Origin of the sequence: Pseudoalteromonas sp. H71, assembly GCF_001468485.1 — a bacterium.
Lineage (GTDB): Bacteria > Pseudomonadota > Gammaproteobacteria > Enterobacterales > Alteromonadaceae > Pseudoalteromonas.
This window is the reverse complement of the sequence record NZ_LODI01000012.1, coordinates 1-18,359: the sequence shown is the minus strand read 5'-3', so window position 1 is coordinate 18,359 and position 18,359 is coordinate 1. Positions and strand designations below refer to the sequence as shown.

16 protein-coding genes and 1 pseudogene are annotated in these 18,359 nt (G+C 38.3%); 9 read left to right on the top strand and 8 right to left on the bottom strand.

Going from position 1 to position 18,359, the window contains the following annotated elements; translation table 11 throughout:
• Positions 1-319 precede the first annotated feature (319 nt).
• Complete coding sequence (locus tag ATS71_RS07315) at positions 320-1,726, bottom strand: sensor histidine kinase (protein WP_058404234.1); 1,407 nt, start codon at positions 1,724-1,726, stop codon at positions 320-322.
• Positions 1,726-2,400, bottom strand: a complete 675-nt coding sequence (locus tag ATS71_RS07310) for a response regulator transcription factor (RefSeq protein ID WP_058404233.1) — start codon at positions 2,398-2,400, stop codon at positions 1,726-1,728. Before ATS71_RS07310 ends, ATS71_RS07315 begins: the two co-directional genes overlap by 1 nt.
• Before the next feature lie 172 nt (positions 2,401-2,572).
• Here ATS71_RS07310 and ATS71_RS19365 point away from each other — a divergent pair, with 172 nt between their 5' ends.
• From ATS71_RS19365 to ATS71_RS18920, 5 genes and pseudogenes are all read left to right on the top strand, one after another.
• A complete protein-coding gene (locus ATS71_RS19365; RefSeq protein WP_082653603.1) occupies positions 2,573-3,388 on the top strand; it encodes a hypothetical protein in 816 nt (271 codons plus the stop codon).
• On the top strand, positions 3,375-4,511 hold the full coding sequence (locus ATS71_RS19360; protein ID WP_327078240.1) for an LTA synthase family protein: 1,137 nt from the start codon (positions 3,375-3,377) through the stop codon (positions 4,509-4,511). The genes ATS71_RS19365 and ATS71_RS19360 overlap by 14 nt, the downstream gene beginning before the upstream one ends.
• 2 nt (positions 4,512-4,513) lie before the next feature.
• Positions 4,514-6,142 carry a phosphoethanolamine transferase gene (locus ATS71_RS07300; protein ID WP_058404232.1) on the top strand — a complete coding sequence of 543 codons (1,629 nt, stop codon included), beginning with the start codon at positions 4,514-4,516 and terminating at the stop codon, positions 6,140-6,142.
• A gap of 12 nt (positions 6,143-6,154) precedes the next feature.
• Positions 6,155-6,308: pseudogene (locus ATS71_RS18925) on the top strand (diacylglycerol kinase); the annotation flags it as partial.
• A gap of 1 nt (position 6,309) precedes the next feature.
• A partial coding sequence (locus ATS71_RS18920; RefSeq protein ID WP_235591438.1) for a diacylglycerol kinase occupies positions 6,310-6,541 on the top strand: 232 nt, incomplete at its 5' end.
• Between the two features lie 271 nt (positions 6,542-6,812).
• Here the strand turns inward: ATS71_RS18920 and ATS71_RS07290 are convergent.
• The 3 genes from ATS71_RS07290 to ATS71_RS07280 form a co-directional block, all read right to left on the bottom strand.
• The gene (locus ATS71_RS07290; RefSeq protein WP_058404230.1) at positions 6,813-7,892 is read right to left on the bottom strand and encodes an endonuclease/exonuclease/phosphatase family protein; all 1,080 of its coding nucleotides are present in this window, start codon (positions 7,890-7,892) and stop codon (positions 6,813-6,815) included.
• A 23-nt stretch (positions 7,893-7,915) separates the two neighbouring features.
• The gene (locus ATS71_RS07285; protein WP_058404229.1) at positions 7,916-8,281 is read right to left on the bottom strand and encodes a hypothetical protein; all 366 of its coding nucleotides are present in this window, start codon (positions 8,279-8,281) and stop codon (positions 7,916-7,918) included.
• A gap of 87 nt (positions 8,282-8,368) precedes the next feature.
• A complete protein-coding gene (locus ATS71_RS07280) occupies positions 8,369-8,617 on the bottom strand; it encodes a TIGR03643 family protein (RefSeq protein WP_058404228.1) in 249 nt (82 codons plus the stop codon).
• Between the two features lie 118 nt (positions 8,618-8,735).
• Here ATS71_RS07280 and ATS71_RS07275 point away from each other — a divergent pair, with 118 nt between their 5' ends.
• Both ATS71_RS07275 and ATS71_RS07270 read left to right on the top strand, forming a co-directional pair.
• On the top strand, positions 8,736-9,419 hold the full coding sequence (locus ATS71_RS07275; protein WP_058404227.1) for a substrate-binding periplasmic protein: 684 nt from the start codon (positions 8,736-8,738) through the stop codon (positions 9,417-9,419).
• Between the two features lie 99 nt (positions 9,420-9,518).
• Positions 9,519-11,579, top strand: coding sequence for a TonB-dependent receptor (locus ATS71_RS07270; RefSeq protein WP_058404226.1), 2,061 nt, complete (start codon positions 9,519-9,521; stop codon positions 11,577-11,579).
• A gap of 91 nt (positions 11,580-11,670) precedes the next feature.
• Here the strand turns inward: ATS71_RS07270 and ATS71_RS07265 are convergent, their stop codons facing one another.
• From ATS71_RS07265 to ATS71_RS07255, 3 genes are all read right to left on the bottom strand, one after another.
• The gene (locus tag ATS71_RS07265; RefSeq protein WP_058404225.1) at positions 11,671-12,084 is read right to left on the bottom strand and encodes a GFA family protein; all 414 of its coding nucleotides are present in this window, start codon (positions 12,082-12,084) and stop codon (positions 11,671-11,673) included.
• 108 nt (positions 12,085-12,192) lie between these two features.
• Positions 12,193-13,482, bottom strand: coding sequence for a M20 family metallopeptidase (locus ATS71_RS07260; protein WP_058404224.1), 1,290 nt, complete (start codon positions 13,480-13,482; stop codon positions 12,193-12,195).
• Positions 13,483-13,711: 229 nt separating this feature from the next.
• A complete protein-coding gene (locus ATS71_RS07255; RefSeq protein WP_058404223.1) occupies positions 13,712-14,713 on the bottom strand; it encodes a fatty acid desaturase in 1,002 nt (333 codons plus the stop codon).
• A 268-nt stretch (positions 14,714-14,981) separates the two neighbouring features.
• On the opposite strand from ATS71_RS07255, the gene ATS71_RS07250 reads away from it, so the two are divergent.
• Both ATS71_RS07250 and ATS71_RS07245 read left to right on the top strand, forming a co-directional pair.
• Entirely contained in the window at positions 14,982-16,112 is a 1,131-nt protein-coding gene (locus ATS71_RS07250; RefSeq protein WP_058404222.1) for an FIST signal transduction protein, read from the top strand.
• 12 nt (positions 16,113-16,124) lie between these two features.
• Positions 16,125-18,029: an EAL domain-containing protein gene (locus tag ATS71_RS07245; protein WP_058404221.1), complete on the top strand. Its 1,905-nt coding sequence runs from the start codon at positions 16,125-16,127 to the stop codon at positions 18,027-18,029.
• Positions 18,030-18,359 lie beyond the last annotated feature (330 nt).

The following is an 18,359-nucleotide window of genomic DNA, read 5'->3' as shown; positions in this document are numbered from 1 at the left end:
TGTATTTAAAGCCATAAACACAGTGAGAAAAATTAAAATAAATCTTAATTTTGACATTAAAAACAGATACTTAGCTTACACTTCAGAAAGCCAGGCTTGGCAGGTAAGAGTGATGAGCAAACGGTCAGCAAACTCGTTTGTGGACAAAAACGAGTTAGAGCCGAAGGACGGCTCTGTAAAATGTATAGTGATAACAACACCCTGCTAAGCCGCAGAAACGTAGTTGATTGTTTGATAGCTGCCAGTACAATTAAGTATTTAGGAGCCTCATCACATAATTGCATTCCCCAGCCTTTATTTCTATGTAGAGCTAAATAAACTAATCAGTGTTTAAGGCTAAAGAGAATGTGATTTTTCTGTCACTAACTTCTGCACTTAATTGCGCATCAATTGCTTTACTAAGCGTTTTAGCGATTGATAACCCCAATCCAAAGTTATCATTCGATGTTCTTGAAGTGTCTTTTTGCCATAAAGGGTCAAATAATTGGTCTATATCATTATCACTCAAAGGTTCAATAAGGGAGTTAGTAACTGACAAAAATAAAAGTTTTTCTTTTGAAATCATTGTCGAAACTAAAATTTTTGAATTTAGTGGGCTGTATTGTTTAGCGTTGTTAACTAAATTGGTAATAATTGATTCGAGGGCAAACAAGTTGCTTATAATTGCTGGTGCACTCTCATTCAACTCCAAATTTACACGCGATAAATCAGTGTTTTCTAAGACTCTGGTAATAACTTGATTTAAATCACAAGCATCTTGTTTTATTAGCTTACCATCACTGTATTTATGTAATAGCAATAAGTTCGAAACGATATTTTTAAGCCGTAAACTTATTTTCAACGCTTCTGGCTTAAAATCCTCATTGAGTTCTATCTCATTTGGAAACCTTATAGCAACTTCAGCCATATTAATCAATTCGGCAATGGGCGTTTTTATTTCATGGGCAATATCGGATGTAAGTCGCTTTTCCCTTAGGTAAAGTTGTCTATTCTCTTTAATAAAGGCGTTTAAACTTTCAACAATAGGCAAGAGTTCTTGAACTGGCTCTTGTATAAATATCTGTGAACCTTCACTGGTAATACTTAACTGACTAATATCTTGGTTGAGTTTAATTAATGGCGCAAGTGATGTATCTATCGCCTTCCTGACAAATAATCGAATAAATACAATAACTGCAATTGTGGTCACTATAAAAATAACGTCAATCAACCAAAGTACAAAATCAACTTCCTCAGAAGACGCTGCATAAGCTAAAGTCAGTGGCTCATCATTTGTTTTTTTATGTGTATCTTCTGATGTATTGTCTTTTCCTTTTGGTATAAAACGACTATAAAACACTCGACCATCTCGGCCATCAGGTAATTGTAAAAGGCGTATTTTTGATTCGCCAATCTCCAAGTCTTCAAATGGTAAGTTTTTAACCTCAAATAAATCTAAACTTTTGGAGCGAGTGAAAGTGCCTTCTTTGCTCCATATTTGAAAGTACTCAGGCTCTATTTCCCCTGCAAACTCAGGCATAAACTCACTAGAAAAGTTAAACGAAAAACCTTCATTAGTTTTATGTACTAAGGTCATTAACATACCTGCTTTTGATTGCAGGCTGCGATCAAACTCATTATCTATCCAACTATCAACAGCAATGTCGGTTGCCAACAAAATGCATAAAACAAAGCTAGTTATAGTTACCGAGAGTGTAACAACTAATTTACTGCGAATAGATTTCATTATTGTCCTTGTACAATATAACCAAAACCACGTTTGGTTTGAATTGGCAGCTCCCCTCCTGCAACTCTTACTTTTTTGCGAGCAGATGATAAATGGGCTTCAATCGAGTTCTTTGATATCAAATCATATTGCCCTGCAAGGTAGGTACTTAGCTTTTCTGCACTAAACACTTTATTTTGATTGCTAAATAAACATTCGACGATTTTGTACTCATTGGGTGTTAAGTCAATAACATTGTCAGCAACTTTTAGCAGTTTTAACTGTAAATTCAGTGCTAAATTATCAATGGTTATGATATCACTCATCATCTTCAATCCTCCACGGCGCATTAAATTTAGCAGTCGAGCATGGAGCTCATCAAATGAAAAGGGTTTAGTCAGATAATCATCCGCTCCTGTTAAAAGCCCTAAAACACGGTCTTCAGGTTCTTGCTTAGCTGACAAAATTAAGACTTTAGAATCAAGCTGTTTGGTTCTTATGGTTTGCAATAAAGTAATACCATCGATACTCGGTAACATAATATCAAGTATTATAAGCTCATACCCACCTGTCATCGCCATACTCAGCCCTTGTGCACCATCACCGGTGTCATCAACCGCAAAGCCTAGATTTGCTAAGCCAATTCGTAAACTACGCCTTAGTGACGCTGAATCTTCAATTATTAATAACTTCATGTGTTACTCATTCACCTGAAATGCAACTTCATCATTAGGTTACGCCATATAGCTTAAGTTTTACTTAAGACTTGCTTAAGTTTCCATAGTTTAGCCAATATTAAGTTTAGACTCAGGATTTCTTAAGTTTCGGTTTTTAGTATTGCTGCAATTATTAAGATCGAGCACAACTATGACAGCAAATACTTCCGTTTTAAAACCCTTGTTGCGTTTTACTATTATATTGATATCAATCTTTATAACTTCCCGCATTGCTTTATTGTTTTGGCAACATTCAAGATTAAATGATGGTGATATTTGGCCGATCATATCAGGAGCAATCAGAATAGACTTAAGTAGCATTGGATACTTAGCAACTATTGGGGTTTTTATACTGATACTGAATGTAGTTGCACGCCATAAAACAGAGCTTTTCCAGCGTATTTTTACACTTTACGGTAGCAGCGTTGTAACTGTAGTTGTTATTGTTGAAGCATCAACACCTGCATTCATCAATCAATATGATGTAAGGCCTAACCGATTATATATTGAATACCTTGATTACCCACAAGAAGTCTTCTCAATGTTAGTGCATGGCCATCTTTTTGCAATGCTAAGTACATTGCTTTTGGCCTCGTTAACAAGCGTTTATAGCTATCGCCTTTTATGCAGGGCATTCACACAACCACAGTCACTGAAAAAAGCATCCAATTTACCCATTCTAATGGCTGCTTTAATAATCTGCTTATTTGCTGCTAGAGGTACATTGAGCCACCGGCCGCTTAATCCTGCATTAGTCTATTTTTCTCAAGATTCACTAGTAAACTCACTTGTTCTTAACTCCACTTACAGTGTTGCGTTTGCGCTGAAAAACATGGGTAACGAAAAAAGTGCCAGTAATTTGTATGGCACAATGCCTCGTCAACAAATTATAGATACGGTCAAAAAGGCTTCTTATCGGAAATATTCCAACCTTGGCGCACAACAAGCCTTTTGTGTCTGGTGTTAAAAAAAACTTAGTTATAATACTTGAGGAAAGTTTAGGTGCCCGATTTGTTGGGGAACTTGGTGGGTTAGATATTACGCCTGAACTTGATGAGCTTTATCAACAAGGGTGGGGATTTGACAACCTTTATGCTACGGGCACGCGATCCGTAAGAGGTATTGAAGCAATTACCACAGGTTTTACACCATCACCATCTCGCTCGGTAGTTAAACTATCTAAATCGCAGCATAACTTTTTTTCACTAGCGGATGTATTGAGTCAAGAAGGTTACAAAACACAGTTTATCTACGGCGGTGAAAGCCATTTTGACAATATGAAAAGCTTTTTTCTAGGAAACGGGTTTAACGATATTGTTGACATCAACCATATTGAAAATCCCCAGTTTATCTCCTCTTGGGGGGTAAGTGATGAGGACTTATTCAATCAAGCAGATAAAGAACTGACTAAATTAAGTAATTCGACAGAGCCATTTTTTAGTCTTGTATTTACTTCTAGTAATCACGATCCGTTTGATATACCACAAGGCAAAGTATCGCTACCCAAAGGGCATAACCCTGAAAACTATAAGCGTGATCTTGCAATTAAGTATGCCGATTACGCACTAGGGAAATTTATAAATAAAGCAAAAACACGGTCGTACTGGGAAAACACCGTATTTTTGGTTGTGGCAGACCATGATGTGCGTGTTTTTGGCTCTGAACCTGTCCCTTTGAAGTCTTTTCATATACCCGCTGTTATTTTAAACAGCGATATGAAAAGTAAACGCGATCCAAGACTCGTTAGTCAAATTGATCTACCTGTTACATTGTTGTCACTTTTAGGAATTGACCAAGCAACCCCTATGCTGGGCTTTGATCTAACTAAAAGTTACCCAGTTGAACGTGCAATGATGCAGTACTACGACAATTTTGCATACCTAGAAAATGATCGCGCTGTCATCCTAATGCCAAATCAACAAACCAGCTATTGGCGCTATAACAAACAAACCAAAATACAAGAAAAAAATGAACAGCAAAACGCAGATCAAACGTTAGCTGAAAAGGCACTCGCTCATGTGTTATTTAGCAACTTAGCTTACACCGAGCAGCTTTATCGTTTAGCTAATAAAAATAGCGATAAGGAATAATTATGAAAATTGCTTTTAAAAGATTTTGTATTTCGTCTTGGCAAGTAAGTTACAGCCAATTTGTTTGCTTAGTTTCAATGTATATCGTTATCGCATTTAATGGCTTGTTTTTATACAATACTTTTATGGCTGCAACACAGTCAGGGCATATAAATTGGCTTTTTATCGCGTCGGTCCCTTTATTGCTATTCTCATTGACTGTTTTAGTTTTAAGTTGGTTGTCCTTAATTACTTTTGTTAAACCTATACTTCTATTTAGTGTTTTAGTTTGCTCATTGTTGTTTTATTCAACACTTAATTATGGCGTTATTTTTGACAAGAGCATGTTACAAAATATTGTTGAAACAAATTCAGGTGAAGCATTTTCATACTTAAACTTTCAGCTTGTGTTATTTATTTTTTTATTGGGAGTTGTACCTACTTACTTATTTTCCAAGTTCACAATTATTGGGAGTTTTAGAGCACGTTTAAAAAGTTTTACGAAGCTAAATCTATCAGCTTTGCTCTGTTGTGCCTTAATCGCTGTACCCTTTTATAAAGAGTACGCTTCTGTTGGCCGCAACAACCGACAGCTAACAAGTTATATCACCCCGTTTTCATTCTATACAGCGGGTTATAAATACCTGAGGGATAATTACTTTTATCCACCATTACCTTTCAAGGTACTCGATAAATTGCCCAGTTTAAAAAATAAAACGAGCACTTCGCTAACTGTAATGGTTGTCGGGGAAACAGCTCGGGCGGCTAACTTTTCACTACAAGGCTATAGTAGAGCAACGAATGCTTATACTCCCAAGTTAGGCGTAAAGTATTTTAGTGATGTTTCATCATGTGGAACGGCGACGGCTATTTCAGTCCCCTGTATGTTTTCACGACTGAACCGCAAAGAATATGATCCTCGGCTTGCTAGTAGTCAAGAGAATGCTCTAGACATTATTCAGCGTAGTGGTGTTGAAGTAACATGGATTGATAATAACAGCAGCTGTAAAGGAGTGTGTGCTCGCATCAAATCAGACAACATTGAGCCGAATAAAGAACATCCGTTATGTGATGGTCATTACTGTTTTGATGAAATATTAGTTACGAAACTAGCAGACAAAATAGCGACTAGTAACGCTAAACATAAATTGGTTGTTCTGCATATGATAGGTTCACATGGACCAACTTATTATCGTCGTTACCCTGAACACGAAAGTTTGTTTAAACCTGATTGCTCAAGAAGCGATATTCAGAACTGTAGTACAACTGAACTAACAAACACATATGATAATACTATCGCATACACAGACAAGGTGTTGAGCCAGTTGATAAAAGTATTACAAACAAGTAACGAAACGAAGAAGTCACTCCTATATGTGTCAGATCACGGTGAGTCACTTGGTGAGAAAGGTTTATACCTTCACGGTTTTCCATATGCATTAGCACCAAGCGAGCAAACCCATATTCCAATGATTTTTTGGAGTAATAAGCTCGCTAACTCTGAATTTAATCATTGTATTGAGTTACAACGGTCAAAAGCATTTTCACACGACAATATTTTTGACACTTTACTTGGCTTAACTCAAGTAAGCAGCAGTCAATACCAACCTGAATACGATATTTTTAACGCCTGTAAGGCCCTAAGTCTATAAAGAGAGTTTCCAATGCAATTTGATAGTGCAAATAAGCCGTCAGGTATTAATCGAGTAGTTTTAGCTTTTAAAAATTCACAGCGTGCATTTAAATGGCTTGCTAAAAATGAAGCCGCTTTTAAACAAGAGCTTTTTTTACTCGCTTTATCGCTAACTATTATTTCGANTTGGCAGATAGGTATTTACGAAAAGGTCATGCTACTAATCTCTGTTTTATTTGTGATATTCGCAGAGGTTGTTAATACAGCAATAGAAGCAACAATAGACAGAGTTGGCTTAGAGATTCATCCATTGTCAGGTCTCGCTAAAGATTTAGGCTCCGCAGCAGTATTAATTGCGCTATTGATATGTTCATTCGTCTGGATTTCTGTATTTATAAGCTATATTGGTTATTTTTAAAATTTATCCAATCTCAATGATCGCTTATCGCTCAATTGCGACCGTCGCCTAAACTCGTTTTAGGGCAGAAACGAGTTAAACCTGGAAGGCAACTCCACGCCCTGAGCCACTCGACAACATAAAATATTGATTATAACTGGCAAGGTATTTTACTGTGTCGGATGGCGCTTCGCTTGTCCGACCTACACTAGCTGATGAAGTATCATGAATCAAACCTGAGCGTTCAAGTTAAAACGTATTCAACTAACAGCTAAAAACTAATAGCTAACAGCTAGCTCTTCTCAAACTTTGGCACCTTTCGCTTATCGGCTTTGCTCATAGTCAGTTCTGCTACTTCCTCTTGCTTTAACTTGTCGGGTTTGTCCTCTAATGACTGCTGATTGGCATTTTCATAAGAAAGCTCAGTAAGCAGCGCAAAGTGGTCTGAGCCATATTTTGCGAGGCGCTTAATACGTTTTACTTTGAACCCTTGGCTATGAAATAGATGATCGAGCGGCCAGCGCATAAAAAAGTAACCAGCATGGAATGTGTTATAAAAACCGCGACCTTTACGGGGATCTAAAAAGCCACTTATTTGCATAAATAAACGTGTGCTGCGCGACCAAGCTACATCATTTAAATCGCCCGCTACAATGGTTGGGCGAGTTGGATTTTTTACTGCTTTGGCAACCATGATTAATTCGCTATCACGCGGACGCGATGAATCTTCTTCAGTTGGGCTAGGTGGTGCGGGGTGAATAAAGTGCCCCTGCATTTTTAGGCCTTCGTCGTTTTCAAATAAAATATGAATTGAAGGAATATCATCTTCAATGAGCTCACATATTTGGGCATCGAGTAATTTAAATTTGCTGTATAAATGCATGCCATAGCGGTTGTCTTTCGGGCATTCTATATAGTAAGGGTAATCTTTTTTAAGCACCGATAACTTTTCTTCCCACCAGCTATCGCTTTCAAGGGTAATGAGTAAATCAGGTTTATGCTGGTTTACCAACGTTATTAGTTGCTCGCTATTGTGATTCGACATAAGGACATTTGCCGACATTATTCTTATGCTGTGCTGGCTATTTTTACTTGCGCTTTGTACTTCTTTTTTTGCAAGCCAAGTATAAGGAAAAATCCACTTCCCTTGTAATATCATAATAATTAAGGCTACGATCGTAATAAAAGCATAGTGTGTATTACTGTTTAACCATAATAAAAATAACGCGCTAACAAATATAAAACTAGCAATATAAAACACCTGTAAGCGGACAAAGTCGCAACTTCTAACCAAGTAGTGTTGGCTGTATGACATAGGTAGTAAAGTTACCAGTAAAAAAAAGCCAGTAGTTACAGCCAACAATGTAAGCATTACTTAAATCCCTTTAAATTAATTTAGCGACTCAAAATTGATAAGATTTCTCGTGTGTCGTGTACTAAGTGAATAATTTTACGGTCGATTTCAATACTTACAGTACCATTATTTTTCGAACGTTCAACAACTCTACCACGTTTGTATATATCAACTTCTAAAATGTCACCGGTATAGTAACGCTTACTTTTACCAGGTGGGGTCCACCCTGCACGAAGTAGCTGCTTTTTCTCTTTTTTAGAAAGAGAGTTATGATCATGATGCTTGTGTTTTTTATGGCCAACCTTTTTACCTTGGTGCTGACCATAATTATTTTTGTTTGGTTTAGCCTGTGCACCAACTGATGCCAGCGCAAGTGTGATGAGTGCGGTATAAATAACTGCTTTCATGGATATCTCCAGTGCTAATAGTCATCTAAGACTAACAAGCTAGGATGAACATCAAATGAAATAGCCCTTAAATTTAAACTTACGGTGTTAACGGTGTTTATACTGAGTTTTACAGTGGCTGCGCATAATAGCGGGATCGCGTAACTTTAAGTGCTTAGTTTTACGCCCTGCGTGGCGCTTACGCCACACTTTAAAGCTTCCCTTAGAAATATGATCTCGCATAAAAACGACAAGCTGAGGGTATTTTAATCCGTATAATTGTTCAATGGCTTCGAAGGGCGTTCTGTCTTCCCATGCCATTTCTATGATGCGTGATTGCTGCTCTGCGTCAAACATAATGCCTTCCAAAAATGTTTATATACGCGTTAATAATACGCATAGATCATCAATTTCATGAGTCACTTTAAAATTAAAAAATAGGTTATATACTTAAAAGAAAATGGATTTGATAGTTATGCGCTTTATTTTATTAATCTTCGCTTTAACGGCGTCATCGTTAGCCTTTGCCGAACCAGGTAAAACATTGCGCTGCGTTACAACTCACTACCCGCCTTATACTATTTTCGACGAGCAAAAAAACACATTTACAGGCTCAGACATTGATCTGATAAATTACTTAAAGCAAAGCTTAGGTTTAAACATTAAAGTAATACACTTACCCTGGGCACGTGTAAAAAAAGAAATGATCCTAAACTATTACGACTGTTATTTTTCCTTGGCGACAAATACACTGCGCGAAAAACATTTAGAGTTTACTCAGCACCCTACACATGTCACCAAATTTGGACTATTTGCTTTAGATAAAAATTCGCTAAATAACGAAGACTTTTCTCACACTAGAGTAGCTATGCTCCGAGGCGTTGCTTTACCTAATGAAATAGCTGATAAATACAAAATATTGCCTAAAAATATAATACATTCACTTTCAACATCAGATTCATTTAAATTATTAGAAAAAAAACGCGTTGATTATGTAATCACCAATTATCAGGCTGGTCTTTGGTTTGCTAAAAATAATACAGACATTTATGCTCGCCAGTTTGATGAATCTAGCTTGCCTGTTTATATTGCATTTAAACAAGGTGTCGTTGACATAAACATAATTAATGAGCAAATTAAACGCTTTAATGACCGCTAATTGGTTAGCGTTAGTATGTGCTTTAACGCAACAAGTTTAAATGCATACAAAAACCACATATCATCAGCCTAAGCTATTTTTACAACGTTTTAGGTATGTATGAAATATTATTGTTTGCCGCTCATTTTGCCGTTTAGCCAACCTGTTTTTGCTGATCAGAAAAACACAGACCCAATTGAAGTTATTACCACTACAGCATCAAGGGTAGAAGCACTTTCTGCCCCCCTTCCATTGTCGATCTCTACATTAACCGAGGCGCAACTCAATAGTATTGCACCTACTCATATTGAAGAAGCCCTACAACGCGTTGCTGGCGCTAATATACAACGCGGCAATGGCCAAGAATATTTACCTGCGCTTCGCTCCCAGGTTTTATCAGGTGCCGGCGCATGTGGTGGTGTGTTAACTTTAGAAGATGGTATTGCCCTTCGGGCTGCGGGCTTTTGTAATATAAACGAGCTATTTGAAGCGCATAGCGAAATGGCAAAGCGTATTGAAGTATTAAAAGGCCCGGGCTCTGCGCTTTATGGCTCTAACGCTGTGCATGGTGTTATTAACGTAATAACGCCCGATACCACCCAGGGTGGCGGTTTATTAGGCCTAGATTATGGCTCATACGGTTACGCACGCGTTAAATTACGCGCAGGAAAAAACTATGGCAACAGTGGTATTGGCATAAACGCTAGCATTACTGACGACACAGGGTATCGTGATGATGAAAGTGTTAAGCAGCAAAAAGTAAACATTCGTCATCGTTTAGAGCGTGATAACGTATTGCTTACGTCGGGTATCACATACACACATTTAGATCAGCAAACGGCTGGTTTTATTACAGGGTTCGAAAGCTATAAAAATGAAGATATAGCACAGCAAAACTTTGACCCTGAGGCATTTAGAAAGGCAACCTCCTTGCGCGCATGGAGTAATGCAACATGGCAATTAGCCAATAACGATGTGCTTTCTACCACTGTGTATATGCGCGATCAAAACATGGACTTTTTTAAGCACTTTTTGCCGGGCACGCCGCTTGAAAAAAACAGTCAAACAGGTATTGGAATTCAATCGCTTTATCAGCACCCTATAAATAATAACGTAACTATAAACTTAGGCTTAGATGGCGAATATACTCAAGCCTCATTTTTACAAAGTCAAAATGAGGCAACGCAAGGATCGGCATTTTTAGTGGCTACCGTGCCACAAGGTAAGCATTATGATTACGATGTTAATGCGACCCTCTATGCACCATTTGCATCACTAGATTGGCAATTAAATAAATGGCTGATAACCGCAGGGGTGCGTTACGAACACATGCAGTACGACTACACAAACAATATGCTTGCGGGCAGAACAAAAGAAGACGGCAGCGAATGTGGGTTTGGTGGCTGTAGGTACAGCCGCCCTGCCAGCACTGAAAATAGCTTTAGCAATGCCTCGCCTAAGCTTGGAATAAGCTACCAGTACAACACTAATAACACGCTTTACGCTAACTTTTCTCGTGGTTACCGAGCACCACAAGCTGCAGAGTTGTACCAACTACAACGTATGCAAACCACGACTGATTTAAATGAAGAAGTAGCCAACAACGCCGAATTTGGTTTAAAAGGAATATACAGTAAATTTAGTTACGGCTTATCTATCTATGCCATGAGCAAGCACAATACTATTTACCGCGATAGCGACTTTTTTACTGTAAATGATGGCAGCTCTCGCCATAGAGGGGTTGAACTTGAGCTTGATTATCAATTAACAAATAATGTGTCGGTTAACTTTGCAGGCACACATGCCAAACACAGTTACACAAATGATCAGATAATTAATGGCTTAAACATAAATGGCAACGACATAGATACGGCGCCTCGCAACATCGCAAACCTCGATGTTACTTGGCAAGCGCTTAGTAATGCACGGTTTGTATTACAGTGGCATCATGTTGGAAACTATTACACAGACCCCGAAAACTTAAATAAATACGAAGGCCACTCAGTTTTAAGTTTTAGAGCCCAATGGCAAGTAACTAAAAATGTTGAGGTTTTGGCTCGCATTATTAACCTAACCGACGAAGCCTATGCTGAGCGAGCTGATTACACCAGTTTTACTGGCGATAGATACTTCCCGGGTAAACCACGCAATGCAATGTTATCGGCATCGTATACTTGGTAAATAAAGCTTATTTAAACAAAGCGACTTATATACGCTGTAAGTCGTTTTGTTTTTTTATTACAAGCATACGTTTAATCAAGCATTTACAGGACTAATTTTGTGGAGTGCTATCAAATGCATCAACATGATGTAAATCATCAAGCCAAGGCAGTGCTGACTTCGTCCAAATTTGTATTGAAGGTTTAAATAAATCACGTTGAGCAATCGCCCCTATGCGTAGCCCATATATGCGATCGATAGGTGACTCATTTGTTGCATAAAGTGATGTGCCGCAATTGGCACAAAAACCTTGCGCTCGCTTATTGCCACTTTGCGCTGTTTTTACATACTCTTTAGGTTGCCCTTTTGTAAAATTAACCGAATTAAGCTCTGCAATTACAACGGCTCTAAATGGGCCACTCGACATGCGTTGGCAATCACTACAGTGGCACACTACTACATTATTATTTTGTGACGTGGCCTCGTAAGTTATATCGCCACAAAAACAGCTTCCTGTAATTTTCATATAGTAACCCTCTAACTTAGTTCTATAAAACCTTCACATATATTTACGTACTGTACTTAAAGTACATTGAGTTAGCTTATGACTTTCACTAACTCAATTCTTAGGAGTCTACTTTTTACTTTCTAAGTAATCGACCGCTAACTGGCTCAATGCTTTAGTGCCTACTTTAAATGATGACTCATCAGCATAAAAATAAGGTGAGTGATTACTTGGTACCGTTTTTAAATCTTGGCTATTTGGCGTACCACCTAAAAATACAAATACACTGGGGATTTCTAATGCATAAAACGAAAAGTCTTCTGCACCAGTAATTTTATCCATTTCCACTACGTTACTTTTACCCGCCGCTTTTGCAAGGGTTGGTAGCATCTGTGCAGTAAGGGCCGGGTTATTAACCGTTACCGGGTAGCCTTCGTGAATATGTACATCGGCTGTTGCTCCCGACGACTTAGCAATATGTGTAGCCGTTGTTTTTATTTTTTCAAAAATCTGTGCTCTATTATTCATGTCAAAATTGCGAATAGTACCTACCATTTCAACTTTTTCAGGAATTATATTGTTACGCACCCCACCTGCTATTTTGCCAAACGAGACTATTGCTGGCTCTTTGGTTATGTTTACTTGGCGGCTCACAATATGATTAACGCCCGTTACTATTTGTGCAGCTGCTGCAATAGGATCTACACCCGTCCAAGGAGCTGATCCATGCGCTTGTCGGCCATTAACCGTTATTTCAAACCTATCAGAACTTGCCATAGCTGGGCCGCTTCGATAACCAATTTTTCCCGTATGTAGGCTCGATGTTATGTGAAGACCAAATGCCACGTCGGGTTTATATTTAGTAAATATCCCCTCTTTTAGCATTAACTCTGCACCACCTTCTTCACCTATGGGTGCGCCTTCTTCTGCAGGCTGAAACACAAACATAATATTACCGTGAAGCTCGCTTTTCATATCAGCCAATACTTGTGCTGCCCCCATCAACATGGCGACATGCGTGTCATGCCCGCAGGCATGCATAACCCCCACATCTACACCGCGGTAGTTTGTTGTTTTTGTTGATTTAAAGGGTACATCTGTTTTTTCGGTTACAGGCAGTGCATCCATATCAGCACGTAACATTACTGTAGGCCCCGGTTTTGCGCCTTTTAAAATACCCACTACGCCGGTGTAAGCAATGTTGGTTTGTACTTGCATACCCAACGACTTCAAATGTTTAGCCACAATACCTGCGGTACGCGTTTCGCGGTTACCCAACTCTGGGTTTTGGTGAAAGTCGCGTCGCCATTCTATTACTTGCTGCTCTACATTTTCAACGTGCTGATCAAGGTTTGCCTTTGCGTTAAATGCACCAAACGCAGCAAGACCCAATGCCACTGAAAGTAGTGATTTTTTCATCCTATTTTCCTTTATTATTTTAATGAAACCCAACAACCGATTTAGTGTTATCGAGGAATGCTGTTGAGTTATAGCCTACACCATTTTAAATACACTATCCTTAAACCGCACAGACGACATAGATTTACTCTGCGATACTAAAATTGAATTTAAATGTTAAATGTAATTAAAACAAAAAAACCAATCGCGCATACAATTGGTTTTAATAATCAAACTCAGGCTTTTTGTATTAACTAGCTTGAGGGTCGTAAGCATTTGCATTTTTTATGCTGTTAAAATCGTTAAACCGTACATTGTGCTGGCGCATTACGTCGAGGATTTTTTTGCTCAGCATTTGGCGCAGGTAAAAAGGTTGGTTTGGTACAAAGTGATGAATAGTGTGCGTTTTACCAAAATTGAAGCAAAAAAGGTGAAAAGGCATAAACAAACGGCTTGTAATTACGTGTGTTTGCTCAAGCATATTATTTACGCCGCCATAATAGTGCATGCTTGAGGTAACAAAGTTAAGCGAGCTTGAGCGCACTATATTTGGCACAATTAACACAATCATCATAAATTCAAACACATTTAAAACCTTTAACGCTAGAGCCGGGGTGCTTGCTTCAATGGGTACAAAAAAGTTAACTGTATGGAATATAATTACACTATACAAAATAATAAAGTATGTAGTTGTTACTGGAAAGCCCGCATTAAACACGCTTAAAAAACTAAATCCTTTAATTTCTTTACTAAAACGTTTGGTATTAATAACTAAACCGAGTAAACCGTCCACAATAACAAGCGCACGCATAAATGGATTTTTAATGCCATTACCCACTAGGCGCTCTTCGAGATCTTGCTCCGTACCTGATGTTTTATGATGATGTAAATGCATTTTGCGGCGATACCATGGGCTAATGGTGTTTGGCCTCATTAACCAAACCGTTAACATCATAAAATTGTGAATTAAAGGCTGATTACTAAAATACTGTTTATGAATGAGGTCATGCTCAAGTTCGTGAGAAATCGAAGCCGCCATAGCTGCCAAAATAATACAAGCCCATGCAGGTATAATGGCAAGGTAATACAAAACCCCAACACCAATTAAAGCACTCAACGAGAGCAATAATATAACAAGCCCAATGGTATTTTGATGAGCAAGCAAAGGGTATTTTTGGCGAAGTACTGCCTCTTCGGCTTTTATAGCTTTAACAATTGCTTGAATATTTCGTTTGGCACTTAGCTGAGTCATATGAACGTTCTTAAAACCGTGTTGTAAACATGATACTTAATTACATTATACGCTAAAACATTTTAGTTGGATTTCATTGTATTTAAGCAAAAAATCAATTTTTAAATGTTAAGCCTAATTTCCTATCTAAAAGGGTTAAATATTTAATATATAAAATGGTAAGCACTTCAAAAAAGCGTTAATTAAACGTAACAAATGTGGATTTACCTGCATTTACCCTATAATCTATATTATAAATAACATAGTTGTACGGGAAAGCCTTTAAATTATGAACACTTTTCAATCTATTTATAAAGAAGGCAAATGGCAAACGTCGCTACCTAAAAAATCTGATGCTGCATTAGTATTTGCTTTTGGTGACAGACATGCCATGGCAACATCACACATGTTGTCTCAATTAAAATCATCTTTCCCTGAGGCTGAAATTGTAGGGTGCTCTACCAGCGGAGAAATTCAAGGTAGTGAAATACACGACGAAAGTATAGCGCTGACCGCCGTCCACTTTGAGAAAAGTCATGTTGTTGCCAAGTCAGATAACATTAGTAACTATGCCGACTCAAGCTCTTTGGGCACCGCACTTGTAAATCAATTAGATCATAATGGCTTACGTTATGTGTTTGTTGTTTCTGATGGACAGCTTATAAATGGCAGCGAGCTCATTGAGAGTATTACTGGCGCATTACCTAAAAACGTACTTGTAACTGGTGGCTTAGCGGGTGATCAGGCTCGCTTTAAAGAAACCATAGTATGGCACAATGATAACGTTACTAAAGGCCTAGTTGTTCTTGTCGGGTTTTATGGCGAAAAGTTAAATATTAGCCATGGCACCATGGGCGGGTGGAAACCATTTGGCCCTATACGCGAAATCACCAAATCAACTAAAAATACCCTTTATGAAATAGACCACAGTCCTTCACTGGAATTGTACAAAACGATGCTAGGTGAATACGCTGACGGGCTGCCAAGCTCTGCTTTATTATTCCCGCTATCTATGCAAGAAGTTGGTGAAGAACAATCCGTAGTCAGAACCATTTTAAGTATTGATGAAGATAAAAAAAGCATGACCTTTGCAGGTAATCTTCCTGAAGGGGCTAAATGCCAACTAATGCGCGCAAACTACGAAAATCTAATTGATGGAGCACAACAAGCGGGTGAAGCCGCCATACACATGATGGGCAGTAACCAGCCTACTCTTGCGCTTTTAGTGAGCTGTGTTGGTCGACGAATGATACTTGACCAATTAATTGAAGAAGAACTTGAAACAATCGCAGACTTACTTCCCGAGAACTGCACTAGAACCGGTTTTTACTCTTACGGCGAGTTATCGCCTCATGTTCCTTTTGGCCCGTGTCATTTACATAATCAAACCATGACACTCACCTTGCTAACTGAAGACTAAGAGGTTTACAAGTTGCATAAACTGCTAGCACGCCAGTTAAAACGGAGTAAGGTTGATGAAAGCTTCGTTCAAGAGTATACCGATATTATATCGCGGGTATCTGATGCTTACGAACTGAATGAGCGCGAAATTAATATTTTAGAGCGGTCATTGTTTATTACGTCCAATGAATTAAATGAACGCAATGATTTACTTAAAAACCAGCTTAATGAGCTTTCAGATACACAGCAACAATTAGAACATTCAATTAGTGTGCTTAATGCAACATTTGACGCTATAGGCGAACAAGTTACTGTCCTAGACCTAAAAGGTAACGTTGTGAGCGCCAATATAATGGCCAGAGAGTTCTTCGAGCGCTTTAATTTAGACGCATATAATTACTTTAGCCAAATAGATAAAGTAATAAAAAAAGGCAACAAAAGCGCCGACATTATCGCGCAATTAAAAGCAGACTCAAAACAGGCATTGAGTGGCGAGTTTGAATCTATCGACGACAAACATTATAGTTACCGCTCACTCCCTCAGCTTAAGAATGGCCAACTTATTGGTCGTGTATTTTGTATTCGTGATATTAGCGTTGAAAAAGAACATGAAGAAATCATTCATTTTCAAGCCTACCATGACGCCCTAACTGGATTAGCAAACCGTCAATTATTTATGGACCGCCTTGAGCATTCATTAACGCTGGCAAGACGTGATGACTCGATGACCGCAGTGCTCTTTTTAGACTTAGACAACTTTAAGCGGGTTAACGACACTGAGGGGCATAAGGGCGGGGACGAACTACTAATTAAAATGGTAGAGCGTATTAACCACCGTTTAAGAGAGCAAGACACACTTGCACGAATAGGTGGAGATGAGTTTGTAATACTTGTTGAGCTTGTTAAGTCAAAAAATAATATTGAAAACCTTTGTGACGCATTGTTAGAAACAATAAGTAAAGAGTTTATTATAAATGGGCGACCTCAATATGTATCATCAAGCATTGGAATTGCACTATACCCAGAAGATGGTATCACGCCCGACTCCTTACTGAGTAACGCCGATATGGCGATGTATGATGCCAAAAATAATGGCAAAAATGCATACCGTTTTTATCACAGAAAACTAGAAGCGCATGCCCGTGAACAAATGGATATTGAGCGCGAACTTCGTAAAGCGATAAATAACCAAGAATTAAAAATATATCTTCAGCCTAAAATAGGTTTAGACTGCAATCAGATTTTAGGAGCAGAAGTTTTGATGCGCTGGTTTACGGCCAGCGGAGAGTCTGTACCGCCCGATTTATTTATTCCTATTGCTGAATCAACCGGGTTAATAAAAAAAATAGGTGAATTTGCTATTAGCTCGGCTATATCACTATTAGAGCAATGGCAAAAAGAGAACATAACGCCTTTAAAACTTGCGGTTAACTTATCAATTATTGAGTTTCAGGATGAGCACTTTATTGATTACATTATTGAAAGCATCTCGAATTCAACAATTAGTGGCAATCAATTAATTATTGAGTTGACTGAATCTATTTTTATGGAAAATAAAGAGAAGATGAGTAAAACCATGCATAAGCTAAAACACTATGGTGTTGCGTTTGCGCTGGATGACTTTGGTAAAGGTTACTCCTCTTTTAGTTATTTACAGTTGTTACCTATCGATTATTTAAAAATAGACAAATCGTTTTTACAAAATGTAATCACTGATGAACAAAGCGCTGCCATTGCCAAATGCATTATCGATATTGGTCATAATTTGGATTTAGCTATTATTGCAGAGGGAATAGAGGATCAAGAAACGCTCGATTACGTATCAAAGGCGCAGTGCGAAATGGCGCAAGGATTTTTTATGTACCGCCCTATGCCTTCTGATTCATTTACAAAACTAATACAAAAACAGCCCACGCAAAGCGATATGACCATTTAAAATTTAATGCATCATATTTTAAAATATCATCTTGAGTGCCGCTCGAGTTCGTTAGTGCAAATCCCACCATATAGTCTTAACTCGTCCTTGAAGCTATATCCATCGTTCATCCATGAACTCACTTCTAGTAACTGCGAAACTTCGTTTCGGTTTACTCTCACCCAGCGGCCGCACTTTAACTTATAGGGTAATCCCCCCATTTTTAATGGAGGCTATCTGTAGAATTTTCGTTGTTTAACTTTTCCAGTTTTTGTATGGGTGTTATGCCACCTATGCCCATGTTAGGGCGTTCATTATTATAAGTCCATAACCAATCGGTAGCTTTATCTT